Source organism: Chryseobacterium paridis, from assembly GCF_016595215.1.
Taxonomy (GTDB): Bacteria; Bacteroidota; Bacteroidia; order Flavobacteriales; family Weeksellaceae; genus Chryseobacterium; species Chryseobacterium paridis.
The window spans coordinates 475471-493121 of record NZ_JAENHK010000010.1 but is presented as its reverse complement, the minus strand read 5'-3'; the positions used below and the strand labels follow the sequence as shown (position 1 = coordinate 493121).

15 protein-coding genes and 1 tRNA gene are annotated in these 17651 nt (G+C 34.2%); 6 read left to right on the top strand and 10 right to left on the bottom strand.

What is annotated here, in order from left to right; genetic code table 11:
* Positions 1–50: 50 nt before the first annotated feature.
* Both JHL15_RS11690 and JHL15_RS11685 read right to left on the bottom strand, forming a co-directional pair.
* Positions 51–1199 (bottom strand): hypothetical protein, encoded by a 1149-nt coding sequence (locus JHL15_RS11690; protein ID WP_200245914.1) that lies wholly within the window; start codon positions 1197–1199, stop codon positions 51–53.
* A gap of 67 nt (positions 1200–1266) precedes the next feature.
* Positions 1267–1716, bottom strand: coding sequence for a DUF1569 domain-containing protein (locus tag JHL15_RS11685; RefSeq protein ID WP_200245913.1), 450 nt, complete (start codon positions 1714–1716; stop codon positions 1267–1269).
* 119 nt (positions 1717–1835) lie between these two features.
* Here JHL15_RS11685 and JHL15_RS11680 point away from each other — a divergent pair, with 119 nt between their 5' ends.
* Positions 1836–2819: a GlxA family transcriptional regulator gene (locus JHL15_RS11680; protein WP_200245911.1), complete on the top strand. Its 984-nt coding sequence runs from the start codon at positions 1836–1838 to the stop codon at positions 2817–2819.
* 15 nt (positions 2820–2834) lie between these two features.
* Positions 2835–3383, top strand: coding sequence for an AAA family ATPase (locus JHL15_RS11675; protein WP_200245909.1), 549 nt, complete (start codon positions 2835–2837; stop codon positions 3381–3383).
* 32 nt (positions 3384–3415) lie between these two features.
* On the opposite strand, the gene JHL15_RS11670 is transcribed toward JHL15_RS11675, so the two are convergent.
* From JHL15_RS11670 to JHL15_RS11645, 6 genes are all read right to left on the bottom strand, one after another.
* Positions 3416–4012 (bottom strand): hypothetical protein, encoded by a 597-nt coding sequence (locus JHL15_RS11670; RefSeq protein ID WP_200245907.1) that lies wholly within the window; start codon positions 4010–4012, stop codon positions 3416–3418.
* Between the two features lie 67 nt (positions 4013–4079).
* Positions 4080–5465, bottom strand: a complete 1386-nt coding sequence (locus tag JHL15_RS11665; RefSeq protein WP_200245906.1) for a TolC family protein — start codon at positions 5463–5465, stop codon at positions 4080–4082.
* 5 nt (positions 5466–5470) lie between these two features.
* Positions 5471–8638: an efflux RND transporter permease subunit gene (locus JHL15_RS11660; RefSeq protein ID WP_200245904.1), complete on the bottom strand. Its 3168-nt coding sequence runs from the start codon at positions 8636–8638 to the stop codon at positions 5471–5473.
* A 6-nt stretch (positions 8639–8644) separates the two neighbouring features.
* The gene (locus JHL15_RS11655; protein ID WP_200245903.1) at positions 8645–9796 is read right to left on the bottom strand and encodes an efflux RND transporter periplasmic adaptor subunit; all 1152 of its coding nucleotides are present in this window, start codon (positions 9794–9796) and stop codon (positions 8645–8647) included.
* A 265-nt stretch (positions 9797–10061) separates the two neighbouring features.
* On the bottom strand, positions 10062–10976 hold the full coding sequence (locus tag JHL15_RS11650) for a helix-turn-helix domain-containing protein (protein ID WP_200245902.1): 915 nt from the start codon (positions 10974–10976) through the stop codon (positions 10062–10064).
* 76 nt (positions 10977–11052) lie between these two features.
* On the bottom strand, positions 11053–11850 hold the full coding sequence (locus tag JHL15_RS11645) for an SDR family oxidoreductase (protein WP_200245901.1): 798 nt from the start codon (positions 11848–11850) through the stop codon (positions 11053–11055).
* Between the two features lie 163 nt (positions 11851–12013).
* Here JHL15_RS11645 and JHL15_RS11640 point away from each other — a divergent pair.
* The 3 genes from JHL15_RS11640 (at position 12014) to JHL15_RS11630 (ending at position 14710) form a co-directional block, all read left to right on the top strand.
* Positions 12014–12085: transfer RNA gene (locus JHL15_RS11640), tRNA-Arg, on the top strand.
* A gap of 468 nt (positions 12086–12553) precedes the next feature.
* On the top strand, positions 12554–13558 hold the full coding sequence (locus JHL15_RS11635) for a hypothetical protein (RefSeq protein WP_200245900.1): 1005 nt from the start codon (positions 12554–12556) through the stop codon (positions 13556–13558).
* 111 nt (positions 13559–13669) lie between these two features.
* Positions 13670–14710 carry a hypothetical protein gene (locus JHL15_RS11630; RefSeq protein ID WP_200245899.1) on the top strand — a complete coding sequence of 347 codons (1041 nt, stop codon included), beginning with the start codon at positions 13670–13672 and terminating at the stop codon, positions 14708–14710.
* Positions 14711–14906: 196 nt separating this feature from the next.
* Here JHL15_RS11630 and JHL15_RS11625 read toward each other — a convergent pair whose 3' ends face one another.
* Together JHL15_RS11625 and JHL15_RS11620 are read right to left on the bottom strand one after the other, a co-directional pair.
* Entirely contained in the window at positions 14907–15416 is a 510-nt protein-coding gene (locus JHL15_RS11625; protein WP_200245897.1) for a YdcF family protein, read from the bottom strand.
* Positions 15379–16353, bottom strand: a complete 975-nt coding sequence (locus JHL15_RS11620) for an NAD-dependent epimerase/dehydratase family protein (protein WP_200245894.1) — start codon at positions 16351–16353, stop codon at positions 15379–15381. Before JHL15_RS11620 ends, JHL15_RS11625 begins: the two co-directional genes overlap by 38 nt.
* 297 nt (positions 16354–16650) lie before the next feature.
* On the opposite strand from JHL15_RS11620, the gene JHL15_RS11615 reads away from it, so the two are divergent.
* Complete coding sequence (locus tag JHL15_RS11615) at positions 16651–17598, top strand: MBL fold metallo-hydrolase (RefSeq protein WP_200245893.1); 948 nt, start codon at positions 16651–16653, stop codon at positions 17596–17598.
* Positions 17599–17651: the final 53 nt, after the last annotated feature.

Genomic DNA, 17651 nt, shown 5'->3' with positions numbered 1-17651 from the left:
TGGAATAGAAAAAAGGCTTCGAATATCGAAGCCTTTTATTTATTTAAAAATTATTCTTTTTTAAGAACATACATGCTCGAAAACAATTTATTATCATCGAAAATTAAATTGATTTTATACGTAGGATTCTTAATTTCTAAATAGTTGGAATATTTTAATCCAACATCACCAACGATATCATTTTTATCTATGATCTTTAATACATCTTCTCCTTTCATTCCCTTTTTTAATCCATTTGCAAATGCAACATCTACGGCTTCAAAATCATTAATAGAATATCCTTTTAATATATTATTTTTAGGATCATTCTCTCCATTTTTGCCAGGTATAAAATAGAAATAAAAATTGTTGTAGGTATTTTGCTGCATCACTTCCTGTAACTCTCCTTTTGGGCCATTTGTAATCAGTCTTTCAAATTTTTTGTTGATAGAAGATGTAACGAAATCAGCCTCAGTTGCAGAGCCAAGGGTAAGATCATTAATATTCCAGTTCTTATCAATTTTTAGGACAGGCTTGTTTTTAATATCTTTTGGATCGGTTCTATTCTTTGTTAAATCCTTAGTATATTCTTCATTATTGCAACCACCAAAATCTATAAGACCGTTCATGCTATCCCAATAACATTTTTTCGATAAATTGCTACTGTTCAAAACAATGAGCCTGTCATAATCCGGAGCATAGAAAATATATTTATTTTCCTTTTTTACATTCCAGTAGAGCCCATGATCTGTATTTGGATTTTTAACACCTTTACCATATTTACTTTCAAGTTTTTTAAGGATTTCTTTCTTAAGATTCGGAGTTTTCATTTCTATCCGGAATCCATATATCACGGGATCGGCCTTATAGTCTTTTAAAATTTTAGAAAGTTCCGTTTTGTCTTTAAACCCCTGCATATTAAAATGTCCACCTCCAAACTTAGTAATGCTATCCGTCTTTAACCGCTCAGAATTAATTTGGAAAAATACTTTTTGTCCTTTCAGATCAATCCCATCAAAAGTGAATTTCTCTGAATCTTCACGCTCGATAAAGAAACAAAATGGATATTCAACTGTGTTTACTTCAAGCGCATTTTTATCTTTAAAATCAATTACCTTTTCAATGGGTTCATTTAAATTGAGTTTGGATAGATCAATTTTTTCCTGTCCATTACAGGCAATCATTAAAAATGAAAAAAAAATATAGGATATATATTTCATGGTACTGGTATTTTTACTAAAACACCAATATAAGAAGAAATAATGGTTTAGCTTCAAACGCATGAAATCAGGCATCAAACTGGCGCAAATGGTGATCCATATGTTTATAAACAAAAACCCCAAGATCATCCCTTTTCATTTTTCCGAAAAAATTATGAATAAAGTCCGGGTTTGAGTAATTTCCGTACGCTGCAATCTGTTTCATCCATATATTTTTCTGCTGCTCAAGGTTATCCTCAGTTTCTTTGATAGCGAAATTTCCTGCAGGGATATTCTTTTGCATTGGTTTATCACCTTTCACCAAACTCCTTAATGCCATTTTCCCAAATATTTTCCCCATAAACTCCTGTTTATATCCTTCTTTATTGATACCCTGAACCCAATCATTCCATATCGTACAGTGTTTGGTCATCTGGTAGATATTCATTTTTCCCCATTCAGCTTTATTGTTTTCTGTAAGGGAATTTATTCTTTCGATTAATTCTTGTCTGGTTGTATTTTCAAATATTGTTTTCATAACTGATTTTTATGTAAAATTATAGGGTTTAGAAAACAAGCCCGCCACGGTTAAATGACAACAAGCAGTGTATTTTGTGCCATTTTTTTGTATTTTTGAGTACATAAGCATATCTACCTATGAAACATATTTCAATAATAGTGTATGAAGATGCGATGCATACCGCAATTTCCACTACAACTGCATTACTCACCAGTGCTAATGAAGCGGCTTTAATGAATGGAATACCACTTCCCTTTCATATCGAATTGGTAGGTGTTCACCTAAAAGATATACAAGCTAATCCGCTTATTCAATTTAGCTGTAGCAAAACGTTATCAGATCAATTTGATACCGACGTCGTTATCATTCCCCCAATGAAAGATGGACCAGATATTAATACCATGATACTGAAGAACTCAAAACTGATTGATTGGGTCAAGGAAAAGTATGAGCAGAAATCTGAAATTATCAGTCTTTGTACGGGGGCTTACTTTTTAGCGGAAAGCGGCCTTCTGAACAATATGCCAGCTACTTCTCATTGGAACGCTATTGAGGATCTTCAACAAAGATATCCCCTGATCGATTTTAAGCCTGAGCATGTGGTTACCCATTCAAAAGCAATTATTACCGGAGGTGGTGGATTTTCATCATTAAATGCGATACTTTATTTTATAGAAAAAAATTGCGGTAAAGAAATATCAGTATCACTGAGTAAGTATTATGCATTGGATTATGGACGCACCTCGCAAAGTATATTTACCATCTTTTCCGGTCAGCGCCGACATGATGATCATGATATCCATAAAGCTCAAAGCTATATAGAAAGAGAGTTTACAACAGAAATTTCAGTAGAACAAATCGCCAGTGAAGTCAATATGAGCAGAAGGAATTTTATCCGTCGGTTTAAGAATGCAACCTCTTTAAATCCCATAGAATATATTCAACGTGTAAAAGTAGAAGCGGCTAAAAAAGCATTGGAAACCGGAGACAACAATATTGCTGATGTTACCTACAGTATTGGTTATAATGATCTTAAAACCTTTAGGACTGTATTTAAAAGAATTACAGGATTAACTCCAATAGATTATAGAAATAAATATAAAAGTCAGGAAACAGCTTAAGAAGAATTTTAATCAATGAAGTATCTGAACAACAATTTTTATGTGATCACAGGAGGGCCTGGTGTCGGAAAGACCACATTACTTAAGCAGCTTGAAAAAGAAGGATATCGTACTATAGAGGAGGATGCAAGACAGATCATCAAAGACCAGATGCACAACCAAGGTGAAGGACTCCCGTGGAAGGATAAAGAACTTTACACCCACCTTATGATCAATGCATCTGTCAATAGTTTTAAAGCCATTTCAAATGATCAAAAAAATATTGTCTTCTTTGACCGTGGGATTGTAGATGCATTTTGCTATGCTGATATGATTGCTTTGAAAATTTCGGCTGATATGAAAAATATTGTTGATACTTACCGTTACAATCCCAAAGTTTTCATTCTTCCTCCCTGGGCAAAAATTTATGAAACGGATAATGAAAGAAAACAAACATGGGAAGAAGCGGTTGACACCTATGACGCTATGAAAGCTACCTATTCCACTTATGGCTATAAGGCTATAGAGGTCCCTTTAGATACTGTTGAGAACAGGGTGAAATTTATTCTGAATCACATTGATTAAAGCTTACAATAATCAAGCATAAGTTTTATCAATCAGTATTTACTCTCTAATGTTTTGAGGTCTTGTAACCTTAAAGGAGATTTTAATTTAATTGTTGTTTTAGTCTCCCTGATAATTTTCTCTGAACCTAATGCTTTAACGATCTCAGTTTTTATACCGGTCAATGCATCAAACTCTGTTTCTGTTGTTGTATTCTTTCCATACCAGATACCTTTTGAAACATGAATCAACTCAAAATTCCCATTTTTATACTGGAATGTATATTCTGCATGTCCATCTTTTATATCGGATATGATATATAATTTTCCGTTTTCAATCGTAAAAGTGGGAATTTGATTTTCTGAATGTTTTCCTTTTAATTCAACAGGATATTGAGCTTCGACAATATCGGTTGATGAAATATGTAGTTTGAGTGTTCGATCCGATTGAGAAAGGAATATTTGTAGTCTAAATGGTACTGTTGTGTTGACGGTATCCATACTAAGAATGAGCTTATCCTTACGACCATCATTATTTAAATCCCCTATTTCTTCCCGTACGATGATATTAAAATTGTCTTTTGCTATTTTCTTTTGCGAATACACAGCAGTTTGAGCTAGCAGCAAAATGAGAAGTAATACATTTTTCATAAAAATAAATTAGTAATTAACAAGAAGCAAATTAGGCAATATAAATAATCACTCAAAAATCATTAATCTACTTCCATCCTCCACCCAAAGCAGCATAAAGATTTACTACCGCCTGAAGTTGCTGCAGCTTATCTGTCACAGCACTTTGTCTTGCACTTAAAAGACTTTGTTCTGATGTAAGAACATCGGTATAATTGGTCGCACTGGTATACTTTAATAATTCCTTAGTAAAATGAACTGCTTTTTCAAGGTTGGCAATCTGTTCTTGTCTGGAAGACGTCTTTTCATCCACCATCTGATATTGATAAAGTGCATTGGAAACTTCCTGTCCTGCTGTAAGCAATATTTTGTTGTAATTATACTCTGCGGCTTCATAATTGGCCTGTGCAATTTTTAACTTCTGTCTATTAAGTCCATTATTAAAAATCGGCTGTGTCAAGCCTCCTACTATATTAGCAAGAAAAGCACCTGCACTGAAAAAGGTTTTCAGTTGTGTAGCATATAATCCTGCCTGGCCTGTTATGGTTAATGATGGATAAAAAGCGGTTTGTGCAATATTCACCTGTTCGAAATAACTTCGAAGCTGTAATTCGGCCTGTTTTACATCAGGGCGGTTTGCCAATAATTGGGCAGGTAACCCAGTTGACAATTCACTATATGCCTGTTCATTAAAAAGAGAATCCCGTTCAATAGGTCCTGGTGTTCTGCCTAATAATAGTGACATTGTATTTTCTGCCTGACGGATATTGTTTTTTATATCAGGTACAGTAGATTTTACTGCATAGTAATTAGCTGCACTTTGTACAACAGCAGCCCCTGTAACCACATCACTGTTTTTCAAAACCTTCATGGTTTCTGTATCTTTAGAATACACCTCTAAAGACTGCTGGACAATATTCAATTGTTCATCATATGCTAAGAGTTGGTAATATGTGATTGCTATATTGGCAACAAGTTGTGTTTGCACAGCTTTCGTATAAGCTTCACTGGCAAGATAGCTGGCATACATCGATCGTTTGGTACTCCTTAATTTACCCCAAATATCCGCCTGCCATGATGATAGCGCATACAACTGATACACTTGTGTATTCGTAGACTGTGAATTGGCAGGATGATAAGCTCCCGCTGAGGCATTACCGGACAAAGATGGTAGGAAAGCCTGTTTACTTTGGATAAAGTTGGCCTCAGCAGCTTTAAGGTTAGCGACTGCTGTCTTCAAATCTAAATTATTCTCAATTCCTTCACCAATAAGCTTTTGTAATAAAGGATCTTTAAAAATTTCCTTCCAGGAAAGTGTGGCAATCGTCGTAGTATCCTTCACTGTATTTCCGTAAAGATTATCAGGAACTGTCTGCTTATTCACATACGGTTTCGTTACATCACAACTGTAAAGTATAACTGAGATAATGATTATCTGTAAAATACATTTATATTTTATGCTCCAATGTGTCATGCTTTCTACTGTAAGGGTCCATTTTTTTGATCAACGATAAGCTCATCGTTTTCGTCATATTTGTTACTTTTTATTTTTTCCTGCAACCCCTGAAAGATCACATAAAGTCCCGGGATCACAAAGATTCCCAATAAAGTTCCGAATAACATTCCCCCAATGGAGCCTATACCAATAGACTTATTACCATTGGCTCCTACTCCAGTAGAAAACATCAAAGGCATCAAACCGAAAATAAAAGCCAGGGAGGTCATCAATATCGGACGTATCCTAATCTTTGCTCCTTCCAGTGCGCTTTCCAATAACCCCATTCCTTCATGTCTCTTTTCTAAAGCAAATTCTACCATTAGAATAGCATTCTTTGCCAATAATCCAATCAACATGATCATACAGATCTGAACATAAATATTATTATCAATTCCAAACAGTTTTGCGAAAACAAATATTCCGCTAAGTCCTACAGGCAGTGAAAGAATTACAGCCAGTGGAAGAATATAGCTTTCATATAAAGCACTCAACAAAAGATATACGAAACAAAGACTCAATAAAAATATAATACTGGCCTGAGAACCTGAGCTCTGCTCTTCTTTACTTATACCACTGTATTCAAAACTGTAGCCCGGAGGCAAAACATTCGCAGCAACTTCATTAATGGCTTCCATAGATTGTCCTGTACTAAAACCAATATTAGGTGAACCATTCACTGAAATTGCATTATACATATTAAACCTCGAAATGGACGATGGCCCATACACTTTTTTCATTGTTATATACTCTGAAATAGGACTCATTGTTCCGCTTTTAGTACGGACTTTAATATTATTCATCTGCTCAACAGTTCCTCTGTAGGGATTATCAGCCTGAAGAATAATCTGATATTGCTGTCCAAATTCAGTAAAATTACTCACATAAGAACTTCCGTAGTAGACATTCATCAGGTTTAAAATTTCTGAAGGCTGAATACCATTGTCCTCACATTTGGCAAGATTAACATCTACCTCATATTGTGGAAAATTAGGATTAAACGCTGTGGCAGCATATTGAATTTCACTTCTTTTATTCAGTTCTGCTAAAAAATTCTGTGCTACGCCATAAAAGTCAGCAATGGAGTGCCCTCCTCTGTCTTCTATCTGAAATGTAAATCCACCACTGGTTCCAAAACCACTGATCGTAGGCTGTTGCATAAAATTAATGGAAGCTCCCTGTATATTTTTTGTCTTTTCCGTAAGCTGTTGTATGATGTCCTTATCAGTAACACCGGGACGCTGACTCCAGGGTTTAAGCCTTAGGATAAGCATTCCATAAGAACTTCCGCTTCCTCCTAATTGATTCTGTCCTAATGTGGTCATCGATGCCTGTACTTGTGGTATGGTGTGGGCAATACGGTCGATCTGAGTATTTATAGCCTGAACCCTTTCTTTGGTAGCTGCTGCAGGAAGTGTTACATTCACGAAAATGGTTCCCATATCCTCTGAAGGAACAAAACTTGAAGCCACACTTTTAATGGTAACATAAAACAATCCTCCAAAAAGAACTACAAGAAGTCCTGTCAGCCATTTTCTTCTTATCAGGAATCCTACAGTGGCGAGATATTTATTTATTAATTTATCGTAATTCGAATTAAAACCATCTTTTACTTTTTTTAAAAAGCCTTTTTTGCTTCCTTCTTCTTCATGTTTTGGAGCACGCAAAAACATAGCTGCCAAAGCAGGGCTTAAGGTAAGTGCATTCACTGCCGAGATCATAATAGCAATGGCTAATGTAATCCCGAACTGCTTATAAAACACTCCTGCTGACCCTCCCAAGAAAGTAACAGGAAGAAATACAGAAGCCATTACGAGTGTAATAGAAATAATAGCCGGGGCGATTTCTCCCATCGCATCAATCGCAGCTTTACGAGGAGACGTATATCCATGTTCCAGCTTACTGTGCACTGCTTCTACAACAACCACGGCATCATCCACTACAATACCAATAGCGAGTACCAAAGCAAATAAAGTAAGTAAATTGAGACTGTACCCAAACAAATATAAAAAGAAGAATGTCCCTATAATAGATACCGGAACCGAAACTCCATGAATAATTGTGGAGCGCACATCCTGTAAAAATATGAGGATCACAACAAACACCAGTAAAAAACACTCCACTAATGTATGGAGCACCTTATCAATACTTTCACCAAGGAAGTTATTAATATTAACCAATTCGATCATTTTGATTCCCGAGGGAAAACTTTTAGAAGCATCAGCCATTACTTTTTGTGCACCTACAATTACTTCCTGTGCATTGGAACCAGGAGTCTGACTTATGGATATTGCTACAGCAGGTTTACCATTAATGGCGGTAGCACTCGTATAGGTCTGCGTTCCTAAATCGATACGGGCAACATCTTTCAGGTACAGATATTGACCTGTTCCAATCGATTTAATAATGATATTCTGAAACTGCTCAAGTGAGCTCAATGTCCCGGAATACGTAATATCATACTGGAATGCCTGAGCCATATTATCACCAATTTTACCTGGTGCAGCATTAAAATTCTGTGCGTTTAAAGCCGTAGTAATATCAGAAGGAACCAATCCATATGCTGCCATCTTATCAGGTTGAAGCCAGATTCGCATGGCATATGTCATTGCACCACCAAATATGTTGGCACCACCTACTCCTTTTGCTCTCTGCAGCTGAGGTACCAAGTTGATTGCCGCATAATTCTGTAAAAACTTTTGATCATATTGGGAACGTTCACTGTATAATCCAAGGATCAGAACATTACTGCTCTGTTGCTTCCTTACTGTTACCCCAGCCTGGGTCACCGCCTGCGGAAGTTTTGATAATACAGTGCTGATTCTATTTTGTACATCTACTGCCGCCTGATTAGGATCTACACCCACTGCAAAATAAACAGTGATACTGGCGGATCCTGTATTACTTGCCGATGAGGTCATATACGTCATCCCTTCCACTCCATTGATCTGCTGCTCAAGTGGAAAAACCACACTATTGATCAAAGTGGTCGTATTGGCTCCCGGATAGGAGGTTGACACCTGAATGGTAGGCGGTGCAATATTAGGATACTGAGCCACTGGTAAACTGGTCACTCCCAAAATCCCAAGTACAATAATAATCACAGAGATCACTGTACTTAATACCGGCCTTCTTATAAATAGCTTTAACATGGCCTCTTAGTTGGATTTTGTTTTCATGGTACTGTAAATTGTAGCAGCATTCGCAGGCAATACCTTTATAACTGTACTATCACTGATATTGAGTCCGTTAAGTAAGAGCCTATTCCCTGCTTTTACTCCATCTTTAATAACTGCAAAATTACCATCATCTGTAGGAGAAGTTACCACTGCCGTACTCATTACCATATTTCCACTCATTACCTGATAAACAAATGACTTATCCTGCATTTGATAAATCGCGGTCTGCGGAACCAACAATGCATTGTCTAAACTAACAGGAATCCGGATCGTTGCACTGGCTCCGTTTTGAATAAGACCCAATTTATTATTAAATGTCGCTTTGAATGTCGCTGTTCCGGTACTGGTATCTATCCCTCCACTCGCTGTTTCCAATTTGCCTTTTTCGGGATAAACTGTTCCATCTGCCAATACTAGTGTTATCGGAGGCATATTATTTAATTTTTCAATCATGGTACTTCCTTTCATGGTATTCATGAAATCCAAAAGCTGTTTTTCACTGAGAGAAAAGTATGCAAATACATTTGTGGTATTAGACAGTGTGGTAAGCGGATCTGTGGTGGTACTGCTTACTAAAGCACCAATTTTATAAGGGATGAGACCAATGGTTCCACTTTGTGGACTTCGGATATAGGTATATCCTTGATTCGTTTGTGCATTGGCAAGGGTAGCTTTTGCCTGGGACAATGCAGCCTCCTGTGACTGTAAAGTATATAAAGCAGAGCTCAACTGGTATTTACTTACAATATCCTGTTCTACCAAAGGTCTTGCTTTCTCTACATTCATACGGGCTGTATTAACGTTGGCTTCTGCAATTTTTATAGCACCTTTGGCTGTAATTATATCTTGTTCGTACTGAGGATTTTTGATGCGGAACAAAAGCTGTCCTTTTTTAACTAAAGCTCCTTCGGGAACATAGATATCCTGAAGATAACCGGAGACCATTGGTTTTATTTCTACTACATTCTCCCCTTGTATTGAAGCTGGAAAGTCGTTATAAACGGTTACTTGTCTTGGAGCCAGGGTTAAGACCTGATAACTCTGTATAGGTTTATCTTTTGTCTGTTCCTTTTTTTTACCACAAGAAAATAATAGTATTGGAATAAACAGGACATATCTACTTTTCATCATATTAAATTGTTTGTGCCTGGTAAAAATTACCAAAAATGAATGATTGTTCTGGGTTTTGAAATAAATCCTCTAGCATAACCTTATGATTATAAAAATAAGATTTTGTTAGATGGTAAATGTCAATTTTTAAACAAATTTTAACATTTAATAAATAATATTAAATGAAAACAAACTTACACCTAATAAAAAACCAACCTCTATCTGATGTGATAAAGACTGGTTTATATTGTATTTATTGAAAAGCGACTCTTGTTTTTACTCTATTTTAATTGAAAGACTGTTTAAAAATCAAAGGAGTTGTATGGGTCTTCTTTTTAAATAGTTTATTAAAAGACTGTGAATGTTCAAACCCCAATTGATAGGCAACCTCTGCGACAGAAAGATTCGTTGTGGTAAGATATTCTTTCGCCTTTTCAATCAATTTTTCATGAATATGCTGCTGGGCATTTTGTCCTGTAAGGTTCCGAAGCATATCACTAAGGTAGTGTGGGGAAAGATTGAGCTCCGATGCTAAAAATTCTACAGTTGGAAGACCTTTATTCAACGTTTCCTCTTCATCAAAATAAGTATTCAGGAGATATTCCATTTTGGATAGCAGATCACTGCTCACCGATTTACGCGTTATAAATTGTCGCTTATAAAATCTATTGCTGTAATTCAGTAACACTTCAATGTAAGAGATAATCACATCCTGGCTGATATCATCAATAGCCGTATTAAGTTCTCCCTGAATATTATCTAAAAGCCCGACAATAAGTTTCTTTTCTTTATCGGATAAATGCAGAGCCTCATTGGTATCATAGGAGAAGAAACCATACTTTTTAATATTTTTGGCAAGAGAATAGTTTCTTATGAAATCCGGATGTATAAACAATGTATAACCATGATATTCTGCATTCTCTTCAGTAGACAGAATCTGGTTAGGAGCAGTGAACATCATTCCTCCTTCATTAAAATCATAATAACCCTGGCCATATCCCATCTTTCCATTTTCAGAAAATTTGTATGAAATTTTATAAAAATTTAAAACAAAATTCCGGTTAAGCATTTCTTTATTAACGCTCATTGCCCTGTTATCAACCAAACTGATTAATGGATGTAAGGGCTTTGATACATTCAATATCTGATGCAATTCGGATATGGATGAAATTTTCAAAGGAGAATTATCTTTCTTTTCCATAGTATAAATGTATGAATTATTTTAAGCTAAAAAACAGCACAAGCCTTTTTCTGTTCGTGCTGTTTTTATATAGATTTTAGATAAACTGCTTTCCGAATTGTTCTCTGAAAGCTTCAGCCCCAAGTTCCAAACGTTGTGTATACAATGCATTAGCATCAGCTCCAGCAACGTATCTCAATTGTTTTTTCTCATCTGTTGCTGCTTCATATACTACTTCCGCAATCAATTCAGGTTCAGAAGCACCTTCCATCATACTTTCTGTATTGGAGAACATCGTATTGATCATGGTCTCATATTCCGGTTGAGTTCCCATATCCAGAGAACGACTGATAAAATCTGTTTTTATCCCTCCGGGAGAAACCGTTTTTACATCAACTCCAAAGGTATTTAGTTCAAAAGCTAAACTTTCACTCCATCCTTCCAATGCCCATTTGGTTGCATGATAAGTAGAACCTAAAGGAAACGCAATCAATCCGCCAATAGATGTTGTTGTAATAAACATTCCGCTTCTTTTTTCTCTGAAATAAGGAATGAAAGCTTGCGTTACACGAATAACACCTAATAAATTGGTATTTAATTGTTTAACGATCTGATCATCGGTTAAAGCTTCCAATGGACCTATCAGCCCATATCCTGCATTATTAAAAACAAGATCAATATTACTAATCTCTAGTGCTTTTTTTACTGTTGATTTGATCTGCTCTGGATTCGTAACATCTAATGGAAGTATGGTTACATTGTCTAAAGCATTAAGTTCTGTATCAGATTCCGGATTTCTCATGGTTGCGATAACATTCCATCCTCTGCTTTGAAATAATTTTGCACTTGCTTTTCCAAGTCCTGTTGAGGCACCTGTTATAAAAATTGTTTTCATTTTTTTGTTGTATTAAAATTACAATACAAATGTCCGCAGTTCGAAAAAGCTTAGAGTTGCCAAAATGGATATTGATGTAGCCAAAATGGAATTGTTATTTTAAAACGAAAAAACAGATGATTTACCCTATTTTTTAAATTGATATTAATATATTTGAATTAAAGGCCTTATAGTTCAATGGATAGAACAAAAGTTTCCTAAACTTTAGATCCAAGTTCGATTCTTGGTGGGGCTACAACCAAACTAAAAATCAAGTTACTAATTTACAGTAAGTTATTTTTTTTATTTTGGTCAATGTTTTTATAAAAAATGCATTGATTATAGTTATTTGAATCTGATTGTATCTTCAAGTCTTAGATTATTTACTAATTTACCGTTATTGGAAAAATCAAAAAAACGTAATTTAACTATCCGAATAAACTCTTTTATTGTAAATTTAAAATGTTTAGGACGTTATTGGTTTAAAACATACACTTGATATTGGATTGACGATTCCAAATAAACGAAATGAAAATAAAAGCTACTGCTAACAAGGGTTTTGCACCAGACAGACTGAAATGCAAAATTCCGCAGTAGTGGTTCATTCAATTGAACTTAAATAATATATTCCGCTTTTGTCCTTCAATTTCCCGCCCTAGACAGGCCAAAACGTTATGTATAATTTTACAGACAAACACAAATCAGAATTCCGACACGAAAATAAATGAAAACACTTATTACAATTTTTTCTTTATTATTTTTTTCCTTTTCTTATGGACAATCTGTAAGTAAAACAAAACCCACGACACTCAATGCAATAGCAAAATTCATATCTCATGAAAATGGCGAAATGATTTATATTTCAAAATTTTCAATAATAAAAGACTTTTCAAATAATGCTTTTGCCGACACCGTTTTTGTATATGACAGCAAAGAAATTCCCTTAGACTTTGACACTGTATTATTAACTGTAAATAAATATGGTGGGGAGAACTCAGAAGGTAACATATATTTTAGTAGCCCAGGTCATGATGCAAATTATGGTATTCATCCAATAAGAGATAACCAAATTTCAATTAGTAAAAATGAAAATTCTGAAATTAATGAATGGGCTTTAAAAGGGCAAATAAGAAAAATAACAGTCTTACAATATGAACAATTTGACCAGACTAAAAATAAACCTATAAATACCAAGAATTATAAAAGCATTACTACTGTTAATTATAATCATGCAGGAAATTTAGACAGCCTAAAGATTTTGTATAAAACCAAAACATCTTCTAAATTTATGGAGACAAACATTTCATATAATTATACGAATGTAGAAAGGACAGGAATTGTTATTGAAAATAAAAAAGATACAATTTCTATAACTCGCAAAAAATGGTTAACAAATCAACTTTATATAGAAGAATATTTCGATAATAAGAATAATTTATTTAAAACAACTTGGACATTCGTTGACAGCAATAATAAAATCACACATCAAAGAACAGAAGAAAAACATACAAAATCAGGAACTAAGATAAGACCGTTTGACATTTATTACACATTCAATGAAAACAATTCCCTGGAAAAAATAACAACCAAATTTCAAGGAATAGAAAATGAGACCTTTGTGGACAAAAACATAGATTTGTTGTTTGACAATAATGGTAATCCAACAAAATCAATAAAATTTGAAAACAATATCCAATATTTGATTATAAAAGAATATGAATACTACTGAAAAAACTACGACTAACAATCGTTTCCCGAAAGCCAAGCTGATTGCTTCGATTTTCTGCCCAAACGTAAAGTCATAAAACGTTAGCAACAATACATTCTAAAAATAGATACAGTGAAAAACAAGAAAATATATATATCATTTATTGTGTTTATAGCAATTTTTAGCTCGATTGCTTTTTTGATGGGGTATCGAATTCCACAATGGGACAAACATAGAGATTGGGTCTTTATACCCGAAAATAAAGATCCTTTTTTTGAAATTGAAAAAACAGATATTAAGGCCGATATTGTACTGCATATACCCAATCATAAAGGTTATATTTTGTTATTAAAAAACGGCGATTTTATTACCGTAACTGCTATTACAGAAAAAGGAAAAACAATTAAACGATTTCCGAAAACAAAAGACTTTTACATAGATTCTCTTAACCAAAGGTTCATTTTTTCTGAAGAAATTTATAAAAGTGATGATCATTTAAAAAAACAATTAATAGGTTATCGTTTTACGGATTATCAACAGCAAGAAAGCCTGGAACTCAAAGATTTTATTATAGAAGAAACGCAAACTGAATTTTTTAAAAGAAAAGGCTATTCTATAAAGGATTTCCCTAATGATGATGAAAAAAAAGATTTAGACAGTCTTTATCTAAAGGAAAAAACAAAAGAAGCTAATTTCTACAAAACACTCTACCCTGTAACCAAAGTATCGATAGCATATGAAGCATTGGACACAGAATTCTATACCAATAAAAATGGGCAACTATATACCGTTGAAAAAACGAAAGTAGAGACCAATAATATCCATGATGTTTGGAACAGTCTATACCCACTTTTCCCTAATTACAATAAAAAAATGAGTGCACAGACGCTTATCAAAAATATTAATACCTATGTAAAAACAGACGAACCAACCATAGAAAGTAATTTTATTCATGGGCATTATCTACATGTTTCTTTCAGACAGCATAATATAGAGTATTTCAGAATTCCTTTTGGAACTAAAAATTTTAACTTTAAATATAGAGAGAAAACATTAGTTTATCCAGAACAATTGAATATTCCCAAAAATGATATTGATACACTTGCTTGTATGATTGACAAAACATTGTACAGGATATATCCAAAAACAAATAAAATTAAAAAAGTTGACTAAGGATAGAATTTTCAAAGAATTAAGAATAACAGATTACTTTTTTCTTGTCCCTGCAAGAAGATTAGATTTGTTCCTTTGTTCAACAAGCTCCGTCAATGTCATCCCAAATTGCTTTTTAAATGCAAAAGAGAAAAGCCTCTTATACAATAAGAGGCTAATAACTATCAAAAAAAGCAAAAATAACTATTGAAATATTTTAATATAAAGTAAAGTTGTTATTGATTAAAATTTTAATCGCTTTATTCTCATGCTCTTCCAATCTTTTAAGCTCACCTGAAGCATGTGAGGATTTAGCATAAATAAAAACTACTTTTTTACTAATATCCTTATCCTGAGTAATGATATTAAAAATCATCTTTGCCCGTGCCACATGAAAATCAGATGTAACAATGTAAATGACTTCCGGGTTTACTTCCACAAGTACAGGAATTGCTTTTCTGAAATCATCAACAGTATTTGAAGTAATCAAATGGGGTAAAAAATCATTTTCAATGGCTCCCATTTTAATAAGATACTGTTTTGCATAATGAGCGTGAGGTAAATCCGATGTATTAAAATGTTCACCAAAACCACCAGAGCATAAAAAGCTTATTTTTTTATCTTTCCGATAGAGTTCATAAGCAGCATTCAATCTATCAATTGCTGTTGTGCTCAGGTTCCCGTTGAGATCATTGGGCGCTCCTAATATCAGAATAATACTTTTCATGTTGATTACTATTATAGTACGTAAAAAAGGATTCTTTATGTTCATCAGATACATTTCGATAATATTCGATCGTATCTTTCATTCCTTTTTCCAGATCTTTAAACTTATAATTTGGTGCAATGTGATGATCAATTCCTGTCGTATTGGCAACTAAAATAGTTTCTTCCACTTCACCGGATCTCATATTTTTATAAACAATATCAGATGAAGAACCTGTTAATTTAATGATCAGCTTTGCCAGATCTTCCACAGTCATTGATACTCCGGTTCCAATGTCAACAACATTTTCATTGGTACATACTTCTTTATTCATTGCTTCAACAGCCAGATAGGCAATATCTTCAATATGGATCAAGTCAACTGTTTGCTTTCCATTCCCCCATATTTCAAGAGGTTTATTGTGCAAGGCATTTAAAATAAAATATGGTACCGCCTTTCTTATAGGGTGTGTATGCTGTCCCGGTCCATAAGCATTGAACCATTTATGGATACATCCTTCAATCGCATATTCCTTCATATAGAGCTTAATGATTCGCTCTGCATTTTCTTTGGTAATGGTATACATATTTTCCCAAACGTTTGGTTTGGTTACATAAAACAACCTTGGCTTTTTTTCCATAGTAAGCAGAACTTCAATAAATGTAGAAATACCTACGCTATTATTTTGTACAGCTTTTAATGGGTGAAAATTAAGTTCAGTTGTTCCCAGAACACCAGCAATAAGATAGATGTGATCAGGATTAATTTCGGTCAGGCACTTTTTCACCAGATTAAAGTCTGTGGTATCACATTCAACCCAGGAAACGTTATCAGGCAGGACATATTCTGGTTTTGTCTTGTCAAATAAATAGATTTGAGAGTCATTTCTCTTAAGACACTCCCTGTAAATAGCAGAACCAACAAATCCACTACCACCCGTAATGGCAATTTTTTTCATAAGATGAGTTTTAGTTTTTAATTTCATAAATAATAATTCTCTACTAGATGAATTATTATAATACAATAATACAAATTATATTCATACGAAAAATTAAAAACGAAAAAATATTTATTTATCCAGTATTAATCATACTTGCAGTAGATTCTTCAATAGAAAAAAATCAGACATTTAAAATTAAATTGATCTTTTTACTACTTAAGAGCATATACATTTCTCCTATTTACTTTGCCATCGATATTTTTAAATTAAATTTGCACTATCACTAATTCTTTATAACAATAACACTTACTTTACATGATAAAACAATTTTTCGGCCTGACTATTATTTTGTCGGCAACCCTGTGTTCAGCGCAGAATAGTTTTAAGGTAATTCCATTGGGAATCTATGGTGGCGGCGAGGAAAGTAATCTGTCAAGTTATATGGCTGCTCCGGTAAATTCTGAAAATTATGTAGCTCTTGATGCAGGTACTATCCGTTCAGGAGTGGAAAAAGCAATAGAAAAAGGCAATTTTAAGCAAAGCTCTTCCTTGCAGATTATACAACAAAATATCAAAGGATACCTCATCTCTCATGCCCATCTCGACCATGTAAGTGGTATGATTTTAAACAGTCCGGATGACACCAGGAAATCAGTATATACTCTTCCTTCTGTAGGAAAAATCATTACGGATAAATATTTTTCATGGCAAAGTTGGGCTAACTTCACTGATTCCGGAGAGGCTCCTCGCCTCAACAAATACAAGATGGTAAGCCTTGACGAAGGTAAGGAAATACCTGTTTCAGATACAGAAATGTATGTGACTGCATTTCCACTTAGCCACGTTAATCCCTATGAGAGTACTGCATTTCTTGTAAGACATAATGGTGATTATCTTTTATATTTGGGTGATACCGGAATTGATAGTATAGAAAAAAGCAATAAGCTGGAGAATCTGTGGAAGAATGTTGCTCCTTATGTAGATCAGCAAAAATTAAAAGGAATTTTAATAGAAGTTTCTTTTCCAAATGAACAGCCCGATAAGTCATTATTTGGACATCTCACTCCTCGATTATTGGAACAGGAATTGAATGTTCTGAACAGTTTTTGCCAACCGGGGAAGCTAAAAAATATTCCAGTGATTATTACCCACCTAAAACCAGTGGATCATAATATCGAAAAAATCAAGGCGCAATTAAAAGAAAAAAATACATTGGGTATAAAGTACATTTTCCCCGTACAAGGGCAAAAAATCACTTTATAAGGAGATAAAATCATCATTTAAATAATTATTAATTTCCTGTTACATAATTCATT

Coding starts and splice junctions, on each gene's coding strand:
- JHL15_RS11690 (WP_200245914.1), bottom strand. CDS start 1,199: ATGAAATATATATCCTATATTTTTTTTTCATTTTTAATGATTGCCTGT.
- JHL15_RS11685 (WP_200245913.1), bottom strand. CDS start 1,716: ATGAAAACAATATTTGAAAATACAACCAGACAAGAATTAATCGAAAGA.
- JHL15_RS11680 (WP_200245911.1), top strand. CDS start 1,836: ATGAAACATATTTCAATAATAGTGTATGAAGATGCGATGCATACCGCA.
- JHL15_RS11675 (WP_200245909.1), top strand. CDS start 2,835: ATGAAGTATCTGAACAACAATTTTTATGTGATCACAGGAGGGCCTGGT.
- JHL15_RS11670 (WP_200245907.1), bottom strand. CDS start 4,012: ATGAAAAATGTATTACTTCTCATTTTGCTGCTAGCTCAAACTGCTGTG.
- JHL15_RS11665 (WP_200245906.1), bottom strand. CDS start 5,465: ATGACACATTGGAGCATAAAATATAAATGTATTTTACAGATAATCATT.
- JHL15_RS11660 (WP_200245904.1), bottom strand. CDS start 8,638: ATGTTAAAGCTATTTATAAGAAGGCCGGTATTAAGTACAGTGATCTCT.
- JHL15_RS11655 (WP_200245903.1), bottom strand. CDS start 9,796: ATGATGAAAAGTAGATATGTCCTGTTTATTCCAATACTATTATTTTCT.
- JHL15_RS11650 (WP_200245902.1), bottom strand. CDS start 10,976: ATGGAAAAGAAAGATAATTCTCCTTTGAAAATTTCATCCATATCCGAA.
- JHL15_RS11645 (WP_200245901.1), bottom strand. CDS start 11,850: ATGAAAACAATTTTTATAACAGGTGCCTCAACAGGACTTGGAAAAGCA.
- JHL15_RS11635 (WP_200245900.1), top strand. CDS start 12,554: ATGAAAACACTTATTACAATTTTTTCTTTATTATTTTTTTCCTTTTCT.
- JHL15_RS11625 (WP_200245897.1), bottom strand. CDS start 15,416: ATGAAAAGTATTATTCTGATATTAGGAGCGCCCAATGATCTCAACGGG.
- JHL15_RS11620 (WP_200245894.1), bottom strand. CDS start 16,353: ATGAAAAAAATTGCCATTACGGGTGGTAGTGGATTTGTTGGTTCTGCT.
- JHL15_RS11615 (WP_200245893.1), top strand. CDS start 16,651: ATGATAAAACAATTTTTCGGCCTGACTATTATTTTGTCGGCAACCCTG.